Source organism: Selenomonas sp. oral taxon 149 str. 67H29BP (genome assembly GCF_000146365.1).
Taxonomy (GTDB): Bacteria; Bacillota; Negativicutes; order Selenomonadales; family Selenomonadaceae; genus Centipeda; species Centipeda felix.
The window spans coordinates 923,782-942,746 of sequence record NZ_GL397087.1 but is presented as its reverse complement, the minus strand read 5'-3'; the positions used below and the strand labels follow the sequence as shown (position 1 = coordinate 942,746).

22 protein-coding genes and 5 tRNA genes are annotated in these 18,965 nt (G+C 58.6%); 25 read left to right on the top strand and 2 right to left on the bottom strand.

The annotated features are described in order from the left end of the window. Nucleotides 1-21: 21 nt before the first annotated feature. Nucleotides 22-627 (bottom strand): protein adenylyltransferase Fic, encoded by a 606-nt coding sequence (gene fic, locus HMPREF9166_RS04475; RefSeq protein ID WP_039981025.1) that lies wholly within the window; start codon nt 625-627, stop codon nt 22-24. Between the two features lie 269 nt (nt 628-896). Then, a complete protein-coding gene (locus HMPREF9166_RS12890) occupies nt 897-1,046 on the bottom strand; it encodes a hypothetical protein (RefSeq protein ID WP_009442869.1) in 150 nt (49 codons plus the stop codon). Between the two features lie 231 nt (nt 1,047-1,277). Between HMPREF9166_RS12890 and pfp the strand changes: the two genes are divergently transcribed. The 25 genes from pfp to HMPREF9166_RS04350 all read left to right on the top strand — a co-directional run bounded on the left by pfp (nt 1,278) and on the right by HMPREF9166_RS04350 (nt 18,915). Beyond that, the gene (gene pfp, locus HMPREF9166_RS04470) at nt 1,278-2,540 is read left to right on the top strand and encodes a diphosphate--fructose-6-phosphate 1-phosphotransferase (protein WP_009442868.1); all 1,263 of its coding nucleotides are present in this window, start codon (nt 1,278-1,280) and stop codon (nt 2,538-2,540) included. Between the two features lie 141 nt (nt 2,541-2,681). Next, a tRNA-Met gene (locus HMPREF9166_RS04465) sits at nt 2,682-2,757 on the top strand. 12 nt (nt 2,758-2,769) lie between these two features. Beyond that, nucleotides 2,770-2,855: transfer RNA gene (locus HMPREF9166_RS04460), tRNA-Tyr, on the top strand. An 8-nt stretch (nt 2,856-2,863) separates the two neighbouring features. Further along, nucleotides 2,864-2,939: transfer RNA gene (locus HMPREF9166_RS04455), tRNA-Met, on the top strand. Nucleotides 2,940-2,948: 9 nt separating this feature from the next. Beyond that, nucleotides 2,949-3,024 (top strand) — tRNA-Thr (locus HMPREF9166_RS04450). A 6-nt stretch (nt 3,025-3,030) separates the two neighbouring features. Further along, nucleotides 3,031-3,107, top strand: a tRNA-Met gene (locus HMPREF9166_RS04445). A gap of 164 nt (nt 3,108-3,271) precedes the next feature. Next, nucleotides 3,272-3,421, top strand: coding sequence for a 50S ribosomal protein L33 (gene rpmG, locus HMPREF9166_RS04440; RefSeq protein ID WP_006307107.1), 150 nt, complete (start codon nt 3,272-3,274; stop codon nt 3,419-3,421). An 11-nt stretch (nt 3,422-3,432) separates the two neighbouring features. Further along, nucleotides 3,433-3,618, top strand: a complete 186-nt coding sequence (secE, locus tag HMPREF9166_RS04435; RefSeq protein WP_009442867.1) for a preprotein translocase subunit SecE — start codon at nt 3,433-3,435, stop codon at nt 3,616-3,618. 14 nt (nt 3,619-3,632) lie between these two features. Beyond that, nucleotides 3,633-4,184 carry a transcription termination/antitermination protein NusG gene (gene nusG / locus HMPREF9166_RS04430; RefSeq protein WP_009442866.1) on the top strand — a complete coding sequence of 184 codons (552 nt, stop codon included), beginning with the start codon at nt 3,633-3,635 and terminating at the stop codon, nt 4,182-4,184. A gap of 45 nt (nt 4,185-4,229) precedes the next feature. Next, nucleotides 4,230-4,655 (top strand): 50S ribosomal protein L11, encoded by a 426-nt coding sequence (gene rplK, locus HMPREF9166_RS04425; protein ID WP_006690943.1) that lies wholly within the window; start codon nt 4,230-4,232, stop codon nt 4,653-4,655. Between the two features lie 57 nt (nt 4,656-4,712). Beyond that, nucleotides 4,713-5,396, top strand: a complete 684-nt coding sequence (gene rplA, locus HMPREF9166_RS04420; RefSeq protein ID WP_009442864.1) for a 50S ribosomal protein L1 — start codon at nt 4,713-4,715, stop codon at nt 5,394-5,396. A gap of 446 nt (nt 5,397-5,842) precedes the next feature. Further along, on the top strand, nt 5,843-6,379 hold the full coding sequence (rplJ, locus tag HMPREF9166_RS04415; RefSeq protein WP_009442863.1) for a 50S ribosomal protein L10: 537 nt from the start codon (nt 5,843-5,845) through the stop codon (nt 6,377-6,379). A 45-nt stretch (nt 6,380-6,424) separates the two neighbouring features. Further along, a complete protein-coding gene (gene rplL, locus HMPREF9166_RS04410) occupies nt 6,425-6,796 on the top strand; it encodes a 50S ribosomal protein L7/L12 (RefSeq protein ID WP_009442862.1) in 372 nt (123 codons plus the stop codon). Between the two features lie 204 nt (nt 6,797-7,000). After that, complete coding sequence (gene sigH, locus HMPREF9166_RS04405) at nt 7,001-7,807, top strand: RNA polymerase sporulation sigma factor SigH (protein ID WP_039981611.1); 807 nt, start codon at nt 7,001-7,003, stop codon at nt 7,805-7,807. 385 nt (nt 7,808-8,192) lie between these two features. Continuing rightward, nucleotides 8,193-8,933: a vWA domain-containing protein gene (locus HMPREF9166_RS04400; protein ID WP_039981019.1), complete on the top strand. Its 741-nt coding sequence runs from the start codon at nt 8,193-8,195 to the stop codon at nt 8,931-8,933. 141 nt (nt 8,934-9,074) lie between these two features. Further along, nucleotides 9,075-10,109, top strand: a complete 1,035-nt coding sequence (locus HMPREF9166_RS04395) for a sirohydrochlorin cobaltochelatase (RefSeq protein ID WP_009442859.1) — start codon at nt 9,075-9,077, stop codon at nt 10,107-10,109. Nucleotides 10,110-10,235: 126 nt separating this feature from the next. Next, a complete protein-coding gene (locus HMPREF9166_RS04390) occupies nt 10,236-11,222 on the top strand; it encodes a Gfo/Idh/MocA family protein (protein ID WP_009442858.1) in 987 nt (328 codons plus the stop codon). 3 nt (nt 11,223-11,225) lie between these two features. After that, on the top strand, nt 11,226-12,116 hold the full coding sequence (locus HMPREF9166_RS04385) for an ABC transporter ATP-binding protein (RefSeq protein WP_009442857.1): 891 nt from the start codon (nt 11,226-11,228) through the stop codon (nt 12,114-12,116). Continuing rightward, complete coding sequence (locus HMPREF9166_RS04380) at nt 12,116-12,853, top strand: ABC transporter permease (RefSeq protein ID WP_009442856.1); 738 nt, start codon at nt 12,116-12,118, stop codon at nt 12,851-12,853. Before HMPREF9166_RS04385 ends, HMPREF9166_RS04380 begins: the two co-directional genes overlap by 1 nt. A gap of 30 nt (nt 12,854-12,883) precedes the next feature. Then, nucleotides 12,884-13,711 (top strand): metal ABC transporter ATP-binding protein, encoded by an 828-nt coding sequence (locus HMPREF9166_RS04375; RefSeq protein ID WP_009442855.1) that lies wholly within the window; start codon nt 12,884-12,886, stop codon nt 13,709-13,711. Further along, nucleotides 13,702-14,544, top strand: a complete 843-nt coding sequence (locus tag HMPREF9166_RS04370; protein WP_009442854.1) for a metal ABC transporter permease — start codon at nt 13,702-13,704, stop codon at nt 14,542-14,544. Before HMPREF9166_RS04375 ends, HMPREF9166_RS04370 begins: the two co-directional genes overlap by 10 nt. A gap of 66 nt (nt 14,545-14,610) precedes the next feature. Then, a complete protein-coding gene (gene rpiB, locus HMPREF9166_RS04365; protein ID WP_039981016.1) occupies nt 14,611-15,063 on the top strand; it encodes a ribose 5-phosphate isomerase B in 453 nt (150 codons plus the stop codon). Nucleotides 15,064-15,082: 19 nt separating this feature from the next. Further along, the gene (gene glyA, locus HMPREF9166_RS04360; protein WP_009442852.1) at nt 15,083-16,345 is read left to right on the top strand and encodes a serine hydroxymethyltransferase; all 1,263 of its coding nucleotides are present in this window, start codon (nt 15,083-15,085) and stop codon (nt 16,343-16,345) included. 25 nt (nt 16,346-16,370) lie between these two features. Continuing rightward, nucleotides 16,371-17,027 (top strand): uracil phosphoribosyltransferase, encoded by a 657-nt coding sequence (gene upp, locus HMPREF9166_RS04355; RefSeq protein WP_039981014.1) that lies wholly within the window; start codon nt 16,371-16,373, stop codon nt 17,025-17,027. A gap of 253 nt (nt 17,028-17,280) precedes the next feature. Continuing rightward, complete coding sequence (locus HMPREF9166_RS04350) at nt 17,281-18,915, top strand: ShlB/FhaC/HecB family hemolysin secretion/activation protein (protein WP_009442850.1); 1,635 nt, start codon at nt 17,281-17,283, stop codon at nt 18,913-18,915. Nucleotides 18,916-18,965: the final 50 nt, after the last annotated feature.

Here is an 18,965-nt window from a genome sequence, read left to right as displayed (position 1 = left end):
ACCGAATTTATCAGTGCTTCCTTATATCTCTTCCGTTTTATAGGCGTTGTACCCCTCATAGCGATAGGAGGCATCGATGCCCTTCATATAGATGCTTCGGTCGTCGATGCGCTGCGTCAGGGCGTTCTTCAGCAGGACCTTGATCTCCGTTGAGCGGATGGGGCTGCGCTCCATTGCGAGCAGATAGTCGTCTTTATCCACGTTATCCCAATCCACGACGCAAGAGAGCCCGTGTTTTAACATGGCGTCGAGCCAGATGCGCATACTGCGCCCGTTGCCCTCCCGAAAGGGATGTGCCACATTCATCTCGACGTATTTATCGAGGATAGCGTCAAAGCTGTCCTGCGGCATACGGTCGATCTGCGCCAGTGCCTCCGTGAGATAGAGCACGGGGGCAAAGCGAAAATGTCCTTTGGCGATGTTGACCGTGCGCGTCTGCCCGGCAAAGTCATATACATCCTGAAACAGATAGCGGTGAATCTCCTGCAGTCCAGCGTATGTGCCGACGGCAAACGTCCCGATGATATGTTGGTCATAGAGTTCCTGTGCACGCTTTTTGGTCAGCCGCTCCTCCTCATGGGCAAGGGCCGTGGAATCCGAGATTCCGAGCTTGTTGGGCAATGTCATGACGAACCTCCAAATGCGCTGAATGGTATATTTAGGAATCACTGATAAATTCGGCACGACCATCTTGACGTATCTTTTTCGCCCGCTTTTCGTTAGCAAATCCTCCACATAGCCCTCGCTATGCGTCCGGTTTGCTGCCTCAATCGGACAAAAAATCTACGCCAATCTGGCAGACCTCATTTTATCAGTGATTCCTTTATTATATATTTTTTCTGCCCTTTTGACTACTTAGCATCTAGGGAAGCACTGATAAATTCAGCACCGCCATCTTAGGGAAGTACTGATAAACTCAGCACCGCCGTCTTAGCACATCTTTTTCGCCCTGCCTGTGTCGACAAATCCTCCACATAGCCTCTGCTATGCGTCCGGTTTGTCTCCTTGACAGGACAAAAAATCTGCACCAATCCGACGGACTTCATTTTATCAGTACTTCCCTAGCGCATCTTTTTTGCCCGATTTTTGTCGGCAAATCCTCCACATAGCCTCTGCTATGCGTCCGGTTTGCCTCCTCAATCGGACGAAAAAACCTACGCCAATCTGACGGACTTCATTTTATCAGCGATTCCCTAGGGAATTGCAGGAAAAGACGATTTTTCGTCGAATTGATAACATCATACAGACTATTCCAAACCAATAAGGAGGAAGGTTTCATGATTGGCATCAAGAATGTGATTGCGATTATCTGCGGTGGCGGCCCCGCCCCCGGCATCAACAGCGTCATCTCTGCCGTGGTCAGTGAGGCAACGCGGCACGGGTGGGATGTGCTCGGCATCTACGACGGGTTCTCGCGAATTGCACGCGGTGAGAAGAACTACGTGCGCCTTGAGCCCGCAAACATCAGCCGCATTCATCTGACGGGCGGCTGCATTCTGAAGATGTCGCGCTTCAACCCGACGAAGAAGGAATCCGACCTCCGCACCGTGGTCGAGACGCTGACCGAGCTCGGCGTGACGCATCTCGTCACCATCGGCGGCGACGACACGGCATTCAGCTCCATGGCGGTCTCCGAGTACGCACGCAAGATGGGGCGCACGATCAACGTCGTCCACGTCCCGAAGACCATCGACAATGACCTGCCGCTCCCCGAGGGCGTGCCGACATTCGGCTTTGAGACGGCGCGTGCCTTCGGCACGATGGAGATCGAGAACCTCATGGAGGATGCGAGCACGACGAACAACCGCTGGTACTTCACCATCGCCATGGGACGTACAGCGGGGCACCTCGCCCTCGGGATGGGGCGCAGCGCAGGCGCGGCGATCACCATCATCCCCGAGGAGTTCTCCCAGAAAAAGATTCCGCTGCAGCAGGTCGTCGACGTGATTGTCGGCTCGATCGTGAAGCGCTACCTCACGGGGCGCAACTACGGCGTTGCCGTCATCGCTGAGGGCGTGATCGAGAAGATCGCCGAGGAGGACTTCGCCAAACTCGGCAACGTCGTCACGGACGAGCACGGACACATCCGCTACAGCGAGCTCGACTTCGGCGAGATCATCAAACAGGCGGTGCTCGCCGAGACGAAGAAGCTCGGCATCACCATCAGCGTCATCGACAAGGAGATCGGCTATGAGCTGCGCTGCACGGCACCGATCGCCTATGACATCGACTACTGCCGCTCGCTCGGCTACTCCGCCGTCAAGTTCCTCATGCAGGGCGACACGGGCGCGATCATCACGATCCAGGACAATCAGGCGGTGCCGATGCGCTTCGACGAGATTCGCGACCCCGAGACGGGCAAGACGAAGGTGCGCAAGGTCAACATCGGCTCCGTCCACTACCGTATCGCGCGCGGTTTCATGATGCGCCTCGAAAAGGGCGACCTCGACGATCCGGGACTTGCGAATGCCTACCGCATGACGCAGGAGGAGTTCAAGGAACGCTACTCCTATCTCTTTGACGGCGACGCCGCAGAGTAATTTCGCCACAGAAATGTTCAAGGACGATGGTGTGAAACGAAAAAGTTTCGCATTATCGTCCTTTTTTCTATTTTAGGTATTGACGCGCCCGCTCCTTTGCCGTATAATACCGTATTGTCAGTGCAACACACGACAGAACATCGCGGGGTGGAGCAGTCGGTAGCTCGTCGGGCTCATAACCCGAAGGTCACAGGTTCAAGTCCTGTCCCCGCAACCAATAGCATATCATGGGTAGGTGGCCGAGTGGTTAAAGGCAACAGACTGTAAATCTGTCATCTTCGGATTACGATGGTTCGAATCCATCCCTGCCCACCACTTTTTATCGCGGGGTGGAGCAGTCGGTAGCTCGTCGGGCTCATAACCCGAAGGTCGCAGGTTCAAGTCCTGTCCCCGCAACCAAGTCTGTGCGCTGGTGTAGCTCAGTCGGCAGAGCGTATCCTTGGTAAGGATAAGGTCACCAGTTCAATCCTGGTCATCAGCTCCATATAACGGCGGCATAGCTCAGTTGGCTAGAGCATGCGGTTCATACCCGCAGTGTCCGGAGTTCAAATCTCTGTGCCGCCACCATTTTGCTTGATCCCCCCGCAACGGGGGTTCTTTTATGCTTTCAGGGAGCACTCCGGTGTCTCCTTAGGGAAAATGTACTTCATGCGTTGACAGCATTTTCCAAGTATGATAAATTGATACGAGTGATTTCGTGTCATGAAAACTAACAAGGAGAGTCGATATTCATGCGCAACAACATTACGCTTGAGTGCACGGAGTGCCATAGCCGCAACTATCGCACGAACAAGAACAAGAAGAACAATCCGGATCGTCTGGAGTTCAGCAAGTACTGCAAGTTCTGCCGCAAGCACACGCCGCACAAAGAGACGAAGTAAGCGCCCGCATCATGGGAAAGATTGTGAAATTCCTGCGGGAAGTCGTCGCCGAGATGAAGAAGGTCTCGTGGTCGACGCGGCGCGAGCTGGTTACCTACACCGGTGTTGTCGGCATTGCGATCGTCGTCGTCTGCGCGCTCATCTGGATCTGCGACACTATTTTTGCGCGCATCTTTCAGGTTATCCTGCATTACTAGACGGGGTGAGGGACATGGCAGACAAGGAAGAACTCAATCTCCGGCAGGCAAATCCGCATCGCGCATGGTATGTCATCCACACCTACTCGGGGTATGAGAACAAGGTCAAGGCAAACCTTGAACGCCTCATGCACTCGGCGAGCATGAGCGAGATGATCTTTAACGTCGTCGTGCCCGTGGAGAACGAGATCGAGGTCAAGGACGGCAAGGAAAAGGTCGTCCCGCGCAAGGTATTCCCGGGCTACGTCCTCGTTGACATGATTGTCGATGAGCACTCGTGGTACGTCGTGCGTAACACGACGGGCGTCACGGGCTTTGTCGGCTCGGAGAAGCACCCCATTCCGCTGACGGCGGAGGAGGCGGAACGCATCCTCTCCGGCTCGGTGGGCGGGGCACCGAAACGCCGCGCCAAGGTGGATGTCGGTGACACGGTGCGCATCATCTCGGGCGCATTCGAGGACTACGCGGGCAAGATCACGTCGATCGACACGTCGAGTATGCGCGTGCAGGTCGATGTGGACGGAACCCAACTGGATGTCGAGATCGATCAGGTCGAACGGATCTGAGATCAGATATACCGCTGATTTTTCACCGAAAGGAGGTGAATGTGGATGGCAAAGAAGGTTGCGCGTGTCGTAAAGCTGCAGGTTCCTGCGGGGAAGGCGACACCGGCTCCTCCGGTCGGACCTGCGCTTGGTCAGGCGGGCGTCAATATCATGGCATTCGTCAAGGACTTCAACGAACGCACGGCGAAGCAGGCGGGGCTCATCATTCCGGTTGAGATCACAGTCTTTGAGGATCGTTCCTTTACCTTTATCACGAAGACCCCTCCGGCAGCAGTTCTGCTGAAGAAGGCGGCGGGCATTGAAAAGGCGTCGGGCGAGCCGAACAAGACGAAGGTCGCAAAGCTCCCGCGCGCGAAGGCACGCGAGATCGCAGAGTCCAAGATGCCAGATCTGAACGCCGCATCGATCGAGGCGGCAACGTCCATGATCGAGGGCACGGCCCGCAGCATGGGCATTGAGATCACGGACTAATTGTCCGTGACCAAGTGGAAGGGCGTACGCCCGTTATGACCACGAAGGGAGTTATTCATGGCAAAGGTTGGTAAGAAATACCAAGACGCTGCGAAGCTGATCGAGAGCGGCAAACTCTACACTTCGCAGGAAGCGATGGAACTCGTCAAGAAGACGGCAACGGCCAAATTCGACGAGACCATCGAGCTGCACGTGCGCCTCGGCGTCGATCCGAAGTATGCGGATCAGCAGGTGCGCGGCGCCCTTGTCCTGCCGCATGGCACGGGCAAGACCCAGCGCGTGCTCGTCTTTGCAAAGGGCGAGAAGGTCGCTGAGGCTGAGGCAGCAGGAGCTGACTTCGTCGGCTCGGATGAGATCGTGCAGAAGATCCAGGGCGGATGGCTCGACTTCGATGTTGCTGTCGCTACACCCGACATGATGGGCACGGTCGGCCGCCTCGGTAAGGTTCTCGGTCCGCGCGGACTCATGCCGAATCCGAAGCTCGGCACGGTCACGATGGATCTGAAGAAAGCCATCGGCGAAATCAAGGCAGGTCAGGTGGAGTACCGCACGGACAAGGCGGGCAACGTCCACGTTCCCATTGGGAAGGCCTCCTTTGATGCGGAGAAACTCCGCGAAAACTATCAGGCGATCATCGACACGCTGATCCGCGTGAAGCCGGCAGCGGCAAAGGGGCAGTACATCCGCTCCATCACCGTTGTGGCGACGATGGGACCCGCCGTCCCCGTTGCGCTTAGCTAATTTTAGCGGCGCACGGAATTTCCCCGGGCTGTAGACAGCAGGTTTGCGCAAGCATCTAACGACATAGTCGCCTGCCGAGGCCGGACGTGAATTTGAACATTCATCTCCGGCAGGATAGCAGCCGGAGATTTTTTGTGCGAGAGCACCGACACGGGAGGGGCTCTTACATGCCCCCCATCGGCTCGCTATGCCGTTATTTCCCCAAATCCTTCCCCGTTATGACGGGGAGCGGTCAACGTCAGCCAATTACACATTGCTGGCGCTCGCGTTCTTGGGACGTTTTCCCATACGATCTGTTACCCAATCAGCTTCGTCCCGTGGACTTGCTTCTTGGACAGGTCAGCAAGGGGGACCGCGGAAGCGGTGGAAGGGGCAAAAAAACGGCCATCATACGAGGTTTTCACCTTCGTGCAACACACATCAGATGAAAGGAGGGAAATGATTACATGGCAGATCACAAGAAAGAAGTCATCGTCGAGAAGCTGAAAGAGCAGCTCTCCTCGGCGAAAGGAGCTGTCTTTACGACGTACAGCGGTCTCACCGTTGCACAGGATACGGAGCTGCGCCGCGAGCTGCGCGCTGCGGGCGTCTCCTATCACGTCGTAAAGAACACGATGCTGCGCCGTGCGGCAGATGCGCTTGGTCTTGAGGGGCTCGATCCGCACCTTGAGGGCACGACCGCATTTGCGTTCTCGGCAGACGATGCCGTCGCTCCGGCGAAGGTCATCTGCGGCTACATCAAGAAAAACAAGCTCGACGAGAAGGGGATCCTGTCCGTCAAGGTCGGTACCGTTGAGGGCAAGGTCATCGAGACGGCTGAGGTTCAGGCGCTCGCATCGCTCCCGTCGCGCGAAGAGCTTATCGCAAAGCTCATGGGCAGCATGAATGCGCCGATCTCGAACACGGTCAACGTACTGCAGGGCGTTATCCGCAATGCCGTCTATGTGCTTGAGGCTGTGCGTGCGCAGAAGGCATCCGCATAAACATACGATTGAGAGAGAATTTACATACTATTGGAGGTATACAGCATGAACAAGGATCAGATTCTGGAAGCCATTGAGAACATGACCGTTCTCGAACTCTCCGAGCTCGTGAAGGCAATGGAGGAGAAATTCGGTGTCAGCGCAGCTGCACCGGTCGCAGTTGCTGCTGTCGGCGGCGCTGCTCCGGCTGCGGGCGGCGAGGAGAAGACGGAGTTCACTGTCGTTCTCGCAGCAGCAGGCGACAAGAAGATCAACGTCATCAAGGCCGTTCGTGAGGCAACGGGTCTCGGCCTGAAGGAAGCGAAGGAGCTCGTTGACGGCGCACCGAAGCCGATCAAGGAGAATATCGCCAAGGCTGAGGCCGAAGAGCTCAAGAAGAAGCTCGAAGAGGCTGGCGCAACGGTCGAGCTGAAGTAATCTAAGTTTTTTCTCTTCCCCATAACTTTCTCCGTTTGGCGGGGAAGGGGGACAAATAGAGACTGTGCATGAGGTGAGAACCATCATGCACAGTCCTTTTTGTCTCTTGACGGGACTTTTGCAATAGAGTTATAATAATCATGGGACGATTGTGCGTGGCAGGTGACTGTCATGCACCGGAAGCATGGGAAGACGGTGCATCGTATGATTTTTTACGGCGAAAAGCAAAAGCCCCTATTGGATGAAGAACGTTCCGTGTCGGAGGAGATGGATACGGGCGAGCTCGCTGCCGATGGGGACACCTACGCAGACGAGACGGCGGAAAACAGCATCTATGACGGCTGCTCGGATGAGGATCTCCTCGCCCACATTCGCGGCGAGCGCGGTGATGAGGCACTCGACTATCTCATCAACAAATACCGTAACTTCGTGCGCTCCAAGGCACGCTCCTACTTCCTCATCGGTGCAGACCGCGAGGACATCGTGCAGGAGGGCATGATCGGCTTCTTCAAGGCGATTCGTGACTACCGCCCGGACAAACTCTCATCGTTTCGTGCGTTTGCGGAGCTATGCGTGACGCGCCAGATCATCACGGCGATCAAGACGGCGACGCGGCAGAAACACATCCCGCTCAACTCCTACGTCTCACTGAACAAGCCCATCTACGACGAGGACTCTGACCGCACCCTGCTCGACGTGCTCTCCGGTGCGCGCATCAGCGACCCCGAGGAACTCGTCATCAGTCACGAGGAATTCATCGACATCGAGCAGAAAATGGAGGAAATCCTCAGCGACCTTGAGTGGCGCGTCCTCATGAGCTACCTCGACGGCAAATCCTATCAGGAGATCGCCGTCGACCTGCATCGTCAGGTCAAATCCATCGACAATGCGCTGCAGCGCGTTAAGCGCAAGCTGGAGAAATACATGGAGTCGCGCGGGGACGAGCTCGACATCGGGACAGTCTATCGCGGACTGACGACCATCAACCGCGTGGGACGCGCACAGGAATAAAGAAACATCAAGGGACCATTGCATACCCCCCATCGGCTCGCTGCGCTCGCCACTTCCCCCGCGCGGCGGGGGAAGCTAATATACCGTTATCCTAAAAGCCTTCCCCGTGGTCACGGGGAGCGGTCAACGTCAGCCAATCACACATCGCTGTCGCTCGTGTTCTTGGGACGTTTTCCCATACGTCCTGTTACCCAATCAGCTTCGTCCTGTGGACTTGCTTCTTGGACAGGTCAGCAAGGGGGACCGCGCAAGCGGTGGAAGGGGCACAAAGAAGGGGCTGTTACACGAAGTTTGCGACTTCATGCAACAGCCTTTTTTGTTTTATGTGAATATCATATTCTATTGCTATCATTCAAAAAGCAGTTGAGAAATAGGAGGCATGACCATGTGGAAAAAATTTTCATCCATCCTGCTGACGGTACTGCTCTGTCTCGCCTGTGCCGTGGCGTCCGCACAGGCGGCAGAGGACAGCACACCGAGAGCGGCTGCGTTGCAGGAAAAGCCGAGCCGCATTGAACTCGTGATGATCCTCGACAGGAGTGGATCCATGCACGGGTTGGAGGCGGACACCATCGGCGGCTTTAATGCGATGATCGAGAAGGAGAAGAAGCTTGGCATCGGCGTGCGCGTGACGACGGTGCTCTTTAACGACAAGATTGACCGCCTCTACGAGCACAGGGCGATCCAGAGCGTGCGCCCGCTGACCGAGCGGACGTATGAGACGGGCGGCACGACGGCACTCCTCGACGCCGTCGGCGAAACGATCCTGCACATGGAGCAGTCGGGCGCGGCAGACAGGCAGGGGACGAAGGTGATCGTCGTCATCATCACGGACGGCATGGAGAACGCGAGCACTGAGTTCACAAAGGCAAAGGTCAAGGAACTCATCTCGGACAAGCAGGAAAAGGCGGGCTGGGACTTCATCTACCTCGGCGCGAACATCGATGCGGCTGAGGAAGCAGATGCCATTGGGGTACGCAAGGCGAACGCCGTGACGTATAAGAACACATCGAGCGGTGTTCGTGCGAACTACGATGCTGTCGGTGTCTACGTCGCAGAGCGTGCGAGCGGCAACGAGAAATCGGATGCATGGAAGGATCATGTCGAGCGGGATACGGGAAAATAAGTCGTCGATGTACGTTGACAATTTCCTGCTGACGATGTATCCTATGAAATGTAATCTATATATAATAGAACTGAATTGATGGGGAGAGGCGGCAGGCTGTGTGCCTCGCCGGGAGAGTATCTATTTTTAGGAGGAATCGGAATGAAAAACTGGAAGAAAATGCTGGTCGCTTCGCTTGCATGCTCAGCGGTCTTGGGACTGTCCTCGTACAGCCCGGCAGAGGCGGCATACGAACTCAATCCTGAGGTCAAGACGGTGACTCCGGCACTCATGGAGGCGTCGGAAATCGGTGTTCTGAAGTACAACAACCCGCAGATGGCGAACTACACGAACAAGGATGCCATTGTTGTTGCGAGCTTCGGCACGACGTTCAAGGATACGCGTGAGAAGACGATCGAGGCGACGGTGCGCGATATTCAGGCAGCGAACCCCCTCGCAAAGGTCGTCACGGCATTTACCTCCCATATCATCATCGACCGCATCGCGGCAAAGGAAGGCAAGCACTATCCGACGCCCGAGGAGGCACTGACGCAGCTCAAGGCAGAGGGCTACTCCCGCGTCGCGTTGGTCTCGCTCGACGTCATTCCGGGCATGGAGTATTCCTACGTCAAGGCGGTTTACAACGAGTACAAGGATCAGTTTAAGACGATGACCTGCGGCACCTCCCTCATGTACTGGCAGGGACAGGAAAATCAGGCGGACGACGTGACGGAGTTCATCAAGGCGGTCTCGACGCAGTTCCCGAAGCTGGGCAAGGATGAGGCACTCCTCCTCATGGCACACGGCACGCCGCACGTCTCCAACGCCTACTATTCCGTGATCCAGGCAAAGCTCAACGAGCTCGGCTATAAGAACGTCTACGTCTACACGGTGGAGGGCTGGCCGAGCCTGGAGACGATCCTGCCGAAGCTCAAGCAGAACCACATCAAGATGGTCACGCTCATGCCGATCATGATGGTGGCGGGCGATCATGCACACAACGACATGGCGGGCAAGGATTCGGACTCGCACAAGAGCATCCTTGAGAGCCAGGGCTTCAAGGTCAACACCTATCTGCACGGCCTCGGTGAGAACCAGGCGATCCGTGCTGCCTTCGTGGAGCGTGCCAACGACGCATGGGACGCGCTGCAGGGACGCAAGGGGGCGGATGCAGACCACATCAAAATGATGAAGTAATACAGCATATCCGCTCGGAGCCTGTCACAGGAGCATCTGCTTCTGCGGCAGGCTCTTTTCTTTATGGAGATACCCTGCTATAATAAATGGCACGAAAAGCAAGGCAACAGATAGAGGAGTACGCGAATGAAGATTGCAGTCGTCGGAACGGGAATGATCGCACGCGAGGCGCTTAATGCGCTGCGCATGGTGAGAGGTGTGGAGATCCCCGTGCTCTGTGCACGAGCGCACAGCAGGAAAAAAGCGGAACGCATGGCGCAGGAGTTTAACATCCCGCACGTCGTGACCGACTACGCAGAGCTGCTCGCATCCCATGCGGCCGACTTCGTCTACCTCGGCATCGTAAACAGCGCGCATTTCGACTATGCGCGTCAGGCGATCTCGGCGGGCTGGAATGTCATCGTGGAGAAGCCCTTTGCCTCGACCCTCGCGGAGACAGAGGAGCTGATCGCGCGCGCCCGTGCGGCGCAGAGCTACGTCTTTGAGGCAATGACACCGCTCTATATGCCGAACTTTCGCGGCATCGTGGAGCGGCTGCCCCGGCTTGGCCTCGTCCGCCTCGTACAGGCGAACTTCTCCCAGTATTCGAGCCGCTACGACCGCTACCTCGCGCGCGACGTTGCTCCCGCGTTTGACCCCGCCTGCTCGGGCGGCGCACTCTATGACCTGAACGTCTACAACCTAGCGCTCATCATCGCGCTCTTCGGACGCCCGCTTTCCGCGTCCTATCTGGCAAATATCGGATTCAACGGCATCGACACATCAGGGGTGATGACCCTGCGCTACGACGGCTTTTGCGCCTCATCGGCAGCGGCGAAGGACAGCAGCAGCCCCTCCTTCCTCATGATCCAGGGCGAGAACGGCTGGATTCGCACCGACGGCACGCCGAACGAACTGCGCTCCTTCACCATCGGCCTGCGCGGTGCGGAGCCCGAGACCTTCGCGCTGAACCGCCACGAGCACCGCATGGTGCATGAGTTTGAGGAGATGCAGCGCATATACCAGCAGCGGGACTACACTGCCGTGGAGGACGGATTTGCCGTGACGCGCGCGGTGATGGCGGTCATGGAAAAAGCACGCCTGATGGCGGGCATCCAGTTTCGGGCGGACTGATACATGGATACAGCCATGATGATTGAGATGGAACACCTCGTCAAAAAATTTCCGCATACCAATGAGAAAAAAGAGAGCGCATGGAAGACCGCCGTCAATGATGTATCGCTCTCCGTACGGCGCGGCGAGGTGTTCGGCCTCCTTGGCCCGAACGGCGCAGGCAAGACGACAATCATTCGGATGCTCACCATGCAGACCCGTCCGACGAGCGGACGCATCCGCATCGGCGGAGAGGACATCCATGCGGCAGAGCGCAGCGTCAAGGCACAGATCGGTGTCGTACCGCAGCACGTGAACTTTGATCAGGAACTCACCGTCTGGGACAATATGGAGCTGCACGCGCGCCTGCACCACATGGAGCGTGCGGAGCGCACGGCACGCATCGAGGAGCTCCTGACGGAGATGTCGCTCATGGAGGTGCGCAACGACGGTGTGCGGCAGCTCTCGGGCGGGATGAAGCGGCGGCTGCTCATTGCGCGTGCGCTCATCCACCGTCCGCGCGTCCTCTTTCTCGACGAGCCGACCGTTGCCCTCGATCCGCAGATTCGCCGCCATATCTGGGATGTGGTGCACGGCATCGCAGCGCGCGGCGTGACCGTCCTCCTCACCACACACTACATCGAGGAGGCAGAGGCGCTCTGCGCACGCGTCGCCATCATCAATAAGGGGCGGCTCATTGACTTGCAGACGCCGCAGGACTTCTGTGAGGCACTGGGCAGACACGCCGTGGAGTGGGATGGGGCGGACGGACGCGCCTACCGCTTTTTCCATACACAGGAGGAGGCGCGCAGCTATGCGCGCGGCATCGAGGAGACGATGGCGCGTGTGCTCCTGCGCCCGACGAATCTAGAGGACGTCTTTATCGAGCTGACGGGACGGAAGGAGGGGCTCTGATGCTTGGCGATATATGGACGGTGTTTTGGCGCGACTGGATCGTGCTGCGTCGCCGCCTGAAAAAATATATCCTGAGCCGCATGGTCTCGCCGCTCATGTTCCTCATCGCCTTCGGCTGGGGACTCGGGCGGAGCATCGACGTCGGCGGCGGCTCGTACATCGACTTCCTCGTGCCGGGGCTGCTCGCGATGAACTCCATGAACATCAGCTTTAACAGCATCATCCCCGTGCACGCGGAGCGCATCTACCATAAAAGCCTTGAGGAGTACCTTATCGCCCCCATCCGCCCCGATGCCTACGTCATCGGCAAGGTCGCGGGTGCCGTGCTGCGCGGACTGATCTCCTCGGCGATCATCATCGGACTGAGTTATCTCTTCGGTGCACATTTTTCCGTCACGCCGCTCTTTCTTCTTGTGCTGACGCTGAACTGTGCGATTTTCGCGGAGATTGGCTTTCTCGCGGCGATGTATATCTCCACCTACGAGGAGATGGGACAGGTCAACCTCTACGTCCTCCTGCCCATGTCGTTCCTCTGCGGGACATTCTTCTCCACGGCGGCACTGCCGGATGCGGTGCGCTATCTCGTGGAGATCCTCCCACTGACACATACGAGCTACCTCCTGCGCAGCCTCAGCGGGGCAGGGGACTACTCCGTTATCTCGCTTGCCGTCGTCGTGCTCTACGCCATCCTCGGCATCGTCGCCGGTACATGGAAATTCCGCCGACTGACTGACTAAGCAATCACTCATATCACTCAGAGGACAATCATGCTCAGGCATATCTTTCATCACAGCGGCGCAGCAGAGGGCTGCGCACACTTCTGCTGCACGCGCGTCGAGAACTTCGGCGTCTCCTACGGGACCTTTGACGTCTTCTCACACGTCAACCTGCACTTTCACTGCGGCGAGCTCACCGCCATCATCGGGCCGAACGGCGCGGGAAAATCAACCCTCCTGCGCGCCATCCTCGGCGAGGTGCCGCACACGGGACACATCCGCTTCGTCGACGCCGAGGGGCGCCATACCGGCCGCCCCGTCATCGGCTACGTCCCGCAGTACCTCCGCCTCGACGTGAGCGCACCGACCACCGTCATGGATCTCTTTATGGCGTGCATCACGGCGCGCCCCGTCTGGCTCTGCCCCGCACGTCGCTATCGTGCACGTGCCACGCAGAGCCTTGCGCGCGTGCGGGCGGAGCACCTCATCGACCGCCGCCTCGGCGCACTCTCGGGCGGAGAACTGCAGCGCGTTCTCCTCGCGCTCGCGCTCGACCCCATCCCAAACCTGCTCCTCCTCGATGAGCCCGTCTCGGGCGTTGATCAGCGCGGACTGGCACTCTTCTACGAGATCGTCGCGGAGCTGCGCGCCAAGGAGGATCTCGCGATCCTCCTCATCTCGCATGACCTCGGCATGACGGCACGCCATGCGGACAAGGTTGTCCTGATGAACCACGGCATCGCGGCGGCCGGTACGCCCGAGGAGGTCTATCGCTCTCCGGCGATGGAGCAGATCTTCGGCATTCTGCCCGACCTCAGCAGCCTGCGCGCGCCGACGGAGAAGCGCACGGCAGGAGAGGAGGGGACGGCATGGAACTGATCTATCACGTCATGGACACACTCCTGCCCTTTTCGTGGACAGAGTATACCTTTATGAAGAATGCGCTTCTCGCCGTCCTACTCATGACGCCGCTCTTCGGGCTCCTCTCGACCATGGTCGTCTCAAGCCGCATGGCGTTCTTCTCGGACTCGCTCGGCCACGGCGCATTCACGGGTATTGCCGTCGGCGCGCTCGTCGGCATCGTCTCGCCGCTCACCGCGCTCATCACCTTCTCGATCGCCTTTGCCCTCCTCATCACCTACATCAAGCATCGGACGGCGGCATCGGCAGACACCGTCATTGGCGTATTCTCCTCGACTGCCATTGCCGTCGGCCTCATGGTCATGAGCCGAGGCGGCGGTTTCTCGAAATTCTCCCCGCTCCTGATCGGCGACATCCTGAGCATCACGCCGTCCGACCTCGCGGGACTGCTCGCCGTCGACCTCCTCGTCGTACTGGTCTGGGCCGTCCTCTTCAACCATCTGCTCCTGCTCTCCGTCAACCCGTCACTCGCGCACAGCCGCGGCATCTCCGTCGTGCGCATCGAGGCGGCGTTTGCCGCCCTGCTCGCCGTCGTCGTCGCCGTCAGCATCCAGTGGGTCGGCATCCTCATCATCAATGCACTCCTCGTCCTGCCGGGGGCAGCCGCGCGCAACGTGGCGCGCAGCGTCAAGGAGTACCACCTCATCGCCATCCTCACCGCCCTCGTTGCGGGCATCGTCGGGCTCTTCTCCGCCTACTACCTCGGCATCGCGGCCGGCGCGGCCATCGTCGCCGCCGCCGCCCTCATCTTCTTCCTCTCGCTCGCACTCCGTACACACGTGCAGCGGTGATCTGTTTTTTTTTATCAAATTATGCTAAAATGGGCAGAAATAAAACATCTAAAGGAGGCCGTTCGGATGAAAATAACGATTGGCAGCGATCATGGGGCAGTAGAGCTGAAAGAGGAAGTCAAGATGGTGCTCCACGAGTTTGAGGATGTCCGCGTCACGGACGTCGGCACCTTCGGCACGGAGTCGGTCGACTATCCCGACATCGCGGAGAAGGTCTGCGCTGATGTCGTCTCCGGCAAGGCGGATCGTGGCATCGTCCTCTGCGGCACGGGGATCGGCATCTCCATCGCGGCAAACAAGATCGACGGCATCCGCGCCGCACTCTGCGGCGACGTCTACTCGGCGATCATGTCGCGGAAACACAACGACGCAAACGTCCTCGCCATGGGCGGACGCGTCACGGGCATCGGCCCGGCGGGTGAAATCGTGCGCGCATGGGTCTGCACGGAGTTCGAGGGCGGCCGCCACGCCCGCCGCGTCGACAAGATCATGGCACTTGAGCAGCAGAAAGACAGCTAACAGCTAGGGGAGAGCACACATGAGCATTATGGACACGCTGAAACAGTCAGACCCGCAGGTCGCGGAGGCAATTGATCACGAGCTCAACCGTCAGCGGACAAAGCTCGAACTCATCGCCTCAGAGAACATCGTCAGCCGTGCCGTCATGGAGGCACAGGGCAGCGTCCTCACCAACAAATACGCCGAGGGCTACCCCGGCAAGCGCTACTACGGCGGCTGCGAGTACGTCGATGTCGCAGAGCAGCTCGCCATCGACCGCGCAAAGGAACTCTTCGGCGCGGCATGGGCGAACGTTCAGCCCCACTCGGGCGCACAGGCGAACATGGCGGTATTCTTCGCCCTCCTGCAGCCGGGCGACACCATCCTCGGCATGAACCTCACGGACGGCGGACACCTCACGCACGGCAGCCCCGTCAACATCTCCGGCACCTACTACAAGGTCATCCCCTACGGCGTTGACCGCGAGACCGAGCGCATCGACTACGACGCCCTCGAAAAACTCGCTGCCGAGCACCATCCGCGCATGATCATCGCGGGCGCATCGGCGTATGCACGCATCATCGACTTTGAGCGCATCGCCGCCATCGCCAAAAGCGTCAATGCCATCTTCATGGTCGACATGGCACATATCGCGGGGCTCGTCGCAGCGGGGCAGCACCCCAGCCCCGTCCCCTACGCCGACATCGTCACCACGACCACGCACAAAACCCTGCGCGGCCCGCGCGGCGGCCTCATCCTCGGACGCGACGAAGAACTCGGGAAAAAGATCAACAAGGCCGTATTCCCCGGCATCCAGGGCGGCCCTCTGATGCACGTCATCGCGGCCAAGGCCGTCGCCCTCGGCGAGGCACTGCAGCCCTCGTTCAAGGAGTACGGCGCACAGGTCGTCAAGAACGCCGCCGCGCTCGCCGACGAACTCACGAAGCTCGGCTACCGCATCGTCTCGGGCGGCACGGACACGCACGTCATGCTCGTTGACCTCACGAACAAGGACATCACGGGCAAGGAAGCGCAGACCCTCCTCGACGAGGTCAACATCACAGTGAACCGCAACACCATCCCGTTCGAGCCGCGCAGCCCGTTCGTCACGAGCGGCATCCGTCTCGGCTCGCCCGCACTCACCACGCGCGGCTTCCGCGAGGAGGACATGCGTGAGGTCGCACGCATCATCGTGCACGTCCTCGATGCACCGACGGACGAGAGCCGCCGCGCAGAGGCACGCCGCCGCGTCGATGCATTCTGCAAAAAATATCCGATCTATGAACATCTCGGGGAGAACTGACTTCCCCGTGGAAAGGAAACATCCCATGGCTGACACATTCCGCCCGTCCGACATACCGACACTCCACCTCGTCGATCATCCGCTCATCCAGCACAAACTGACCATCATGCGCCGCAAGGAAACGGGGACAAAGGAATTCCGCGAACTGCTCTCGGAGATCGCCATGCTCATGGCATACGAGATCACGCGCGACTTCCCCCTGCGCGACGTGGAGATCGAGACCCCTGTCGCACATTGCCATGCAAAAATGCTCGCAGGCAAAAAACTCGGCATCGTCCCGATCCTACGCGCAGGCCTCGGGATGCTCGACGGCATCCTGAACCTCATCCCTGCGGCACGCGTCGGACACATCGGACTCTATCGCGACCCCGAGACACTTGCCCCCGTCGAGTACTATGCAAAGCTCCCGCGCGGCATCGAGGATCGCACCCTCATCGTACCTGACCCCATGCTCGCCACGGGCGGCAGTGCGTCGGCAGCACTCACCATGCTCAAGGACAAGGGCGCGCGCAGCATCATCCTCATGTGCCTCGTCTCCGCTCCTGAGGGCATCCGCCGCGTCGCGGCAGACCACCCCGACGTACCGATCTACGTTGCGGCAGTGGACGACTGCCTCAACGAGCACGGCTACATTGTACCGGGGCTCGGCGATGCGGGCGACCGCATCTTCGGAACACTCTAAGCTGCCCACCCTCGCGCGCGAGCGGTGGAGGGGGCGCCTGTCGGATAAGACATTAAAGCCTGTTGCATGAAGCTTTTTAGCTTCGTGTAACGGGCTTTTCTATTGTTATCTGATTCATTAAAAAGCGGAACCGTAACATTTGTTTCTAGGAAATAAAGTCATGAATGTGTTAATATAAAGTATAAACTGGCGATAACTATATTAAGAGTATCTATAAGGACAGCAATACGCGCAGACAGAAGGAAATGTGCGAATGAATCAGATGAACATAAAACATGTAACGAACGCGCATCGCGTGAAAAAACGACTGCTGACCGCAGGCCTTACCGCCCTCTGTGCCGTGAGCTGCATCCCCGCCGTGCACGCCGCCGAAAAGGCAGCAGAGAAGACGACAGAGAGTATATGGGTCGCACGCTATACATTTGACGGAGAAAATCCCGTGACCGATGCCGAGCTGCGGGACATCCTCGCGCCGCATCGCCACCATGAGGCGACGCTCTCCGACCTTGAGGCGCAGGCAGAGGAGATCACGAAGTACCTGCGGGACAAGGGCTACTTTGTCGCGTTTGCCTACCTCGCACCGCAGGAATTTCGTGACGGCGTCGTCACCTTTACCATCGTACCGGGACGCTATGGCGAGATCATCATCAACAACGAGACCTACGTGCACGATCGGGCGATCCTGCGCGAGATGGGCGTCGCACCGGGGCAGATCATCGACAAGAACGAACTCAGCCGCGGCGTCTGGCTCACCAACGACATAAACCGCATCGAGGCAAACACCAAACTCAAGGCGGGCAGCGAGCCGGGAACGACGGATCTCATCGTCAACGTCAAGAACAAGGGACACCGCATGTGGGGCTACCTTGGCGTGGACAACGGCGGCTACCGCTACACGGGACGCTACCAGTACAGCGCATTCTTCAACTACGCGAGCCCCTTCCGTGAGGGGGACATCTTCTCCATCGGCGGCGTCATGTCAAACGGCAAGATGTGGTCGGGCTCCATCTCCTACAGCACGCCGTTCTGGCGGCAGGGCGAGCGGCTCGGCATCAGCTATGTGCGATCCTTTTACTCCCTCGGCGGTGCATTTTCCTCCATGGATTTCGTGGGCTCGTCACAGAGCATCGGATTCAACTGGCAGCACAACTTCCGCCGCAGCCGCGACCTCAACCTCTACGGCTCCGTGCGGCTCGACTTCAAGAGCATGGGCAGCGAGGCGCGGCAGATGTCCTTCCGTGACCCGAAACACGCCCGCAACTGGGTGTTCGGCATCAATGGGGACAACCTCGACCGCTTCCTGACGGGCGGGCGCAACACTCTCTCGCTCTCCTATACGCGCGGCAACGTCATGATCAACGAGCCCATGCAGCGGCTCAACGACGCGGTGACGGGGCGCACGGCAGGGCATTTCGGCAAGTGGAACCTCGACCTCACGCGGCTCCAGCACATCGACGATCGGCTTGCCCTCTACCTCAGCTACAGCCGCCAGTGGGCGGAAAAAAACCTCGACCCCTCGGAGAAATTCTCCCTCGGCGGGCCGAGCGGCGTACGCGCCTATCCCGTCAGTGAGGCGTCGGGCGACGACGGCTGGAAATGGACGGCGGAGCTGCGGTGGAACGTACCGACGCGCGAGGGCGATACCAACGTCTGGCAGATGATCGTATTCGTCGATGGAGGACATGTGAGCATCTACCATGAGGGCTATCCCGGCTATACGGGACCGGACAGCCGCAGCCTGTATGGGGCAGGCCTCGGCGTCAACTGGAGCAATGATGATAACTGGGGCGCTCGTGTAAACTACGCGTGGAAGCTTGGGCACGAGACTGCGGTCTCGGACAGTGACCGCAGCGGACGCTTCTGGTTTCAGGTCTATAAATTCTTCTAAGAGTATAGGGATTCCGACGCACGTCGGACGGTCTTTGGGATAAAGGGGAT

Excerpts from the sequence above, each read along its gene's own strand:
- fic (WP_039981025.1), bottom strand. The coding sequence starts at position 627 with ATGACATTGCCCAACAAGCTCGGAATCTCGGATTCCACGGCCCTTGCC.
- HMPREF9166_RS12890 (WP_009442869.1), bottom strand. The coding sequence starts at position 1,046 with ATGAAGTCCGTCGGATTGGTGCAGATTTTTTGTCCTGTCAAGGAGACA.
- pfp (WP_009442868.1), top strand. The coding sequence starts at position 1,278 with ATGATTGGCATCAAGAATGTGATTGCGATTATCTGCGGTGGCGGCCCC.
- rpmG (WP_006307107.1), top strand. The coding sequence starts at position 3,272 with ATGCGCAACAACATTACGCTTGAGTGCACGGAGTGCCATAGCCGCAAC.
- secE (WP_009442867.1), top strand. The coding sequence starts at position 3,433 with ATGGGAAAGATTGTGAAATTCCTGCGGGAAGTCGTCGCCGAGATGAAG.
- nusG (WP_009442866.1), top strand. The coding sequence starts at position 3,633 with ATGGCAGACAAGGAAGAACTCAATCTCCGGCAGGCAAATCCGCATCGC.
- rplK (WP_006690943.1), top strand. The coding sequence starts at position 4,230 with ATGGCAAAGAAGGTTGCGCGTGTCGTAAAGCTGCAGGTTCCTGCGGGG.
- rplA (WP_009442864.1), top strand. The coding sequence starts at position 4,713 with ATGGCAAAGGTTGGTAAGAAATACCAAGACGCTGCGAAGCTGATCGAG.
- rplJ (WP_009442863.1), top strand. The coding sequence starts at position 5,843 with ATGGCAGATCACAAGAAAGAAGTCATCGTCGAGAAGCTGAAAGAGCAG.
- rplL (WP_009442862.1), top strand. The coding sequence starts at position 6,425 with ATGAACAAGGATCAGATTCTGGAAGCCATTGAGAACATGACCGTTCTC.
- sigH (WP_039981611.1), top strand. The coding sequence starts at position 7,001 with ATGATTTTTTACGGCGAAAAGCAAAAGCCCCTATTGGATGAAGAACGT.
- HMPREF9166_RS04400 (WP_039981019.1), top strand. The coding sequence starts at position 8,193 with ATGTGGAAAAAATTTTCATCCATCCTGCTGACGGTACTGCTCTGTCTC.
- HMPREF9166_RS04395 (WP_009442859.1), top strand. The coding sequence starts at position 9,075 with ATGAAAAACTGGAAGAAAATGCTGGTCGCTTCGCTTGCATGCTCAGCG.
- HMPREF9166_RS04390 (WP_009442858.1), top strand. The coding sequence starts at position 10,236 with ATGAAGATTGCAGTCGTCGGAACGGGAATGATCGCACGCGAGGCGCTT.
- HMPREF9166_RS04385 (WP_009442857.1), top strand. The coding sequence starts at position 11,226 with ATGGATACAGCCATGATGATTGAGATGGAACACCTCGTCAAAAAATTT.
- HMPREF9166_RS04380 (WP_009442856.1), top strand. The coding sequence starts at position 12,116 with ATGCTTGGCGATATATGGACGGTGTTTTGGCGCGACTGGATCGTGCTG.
- HMPREF9166_RS04375 (WP_009442855.1), top strand. The coding sequence starts at position 12,884 with ATGCTCAGGCATATCTTTCATCACAGCGGCGCAGCAGAGGGCTGCGCA.
- HMPREF9166_RS04370 (WP_009442854.1), top strand. The coding sequence starts at position 13,702 with ATGGAACTGATCTATCACGTCATGGACACACTCCTGCCCTTTTCGTGG.
- rpiB (WP_039981016.1), top strand. The coding sequence starts at position 14,611 with ATGAAAATAACGATTGGCAGCGATCATGGGGCAGTAGAGCTGAAAGAG.
- glyA (WP_009442852.1), top strand. The coding sequence starts at position 15,083 with ATGAGCATTATGGACACGCTGAAACAGTCAGACCCGCAGGTCGCGGAG.
- upp (WP_039981014.1), top strand. The coding sequence starts at position 16,371 with ATGGCTGACACATTCCGCCCGTCCGACATACCGACACTCCACCTCGTC.
- HMPREF9166_RS04350 (WP_009442850.1), top strand. The coding sequence starts at position 17,281 with ATGAATCAGATGAACATAAAACATGTAACGAACGCGCATCGCGTGAAA.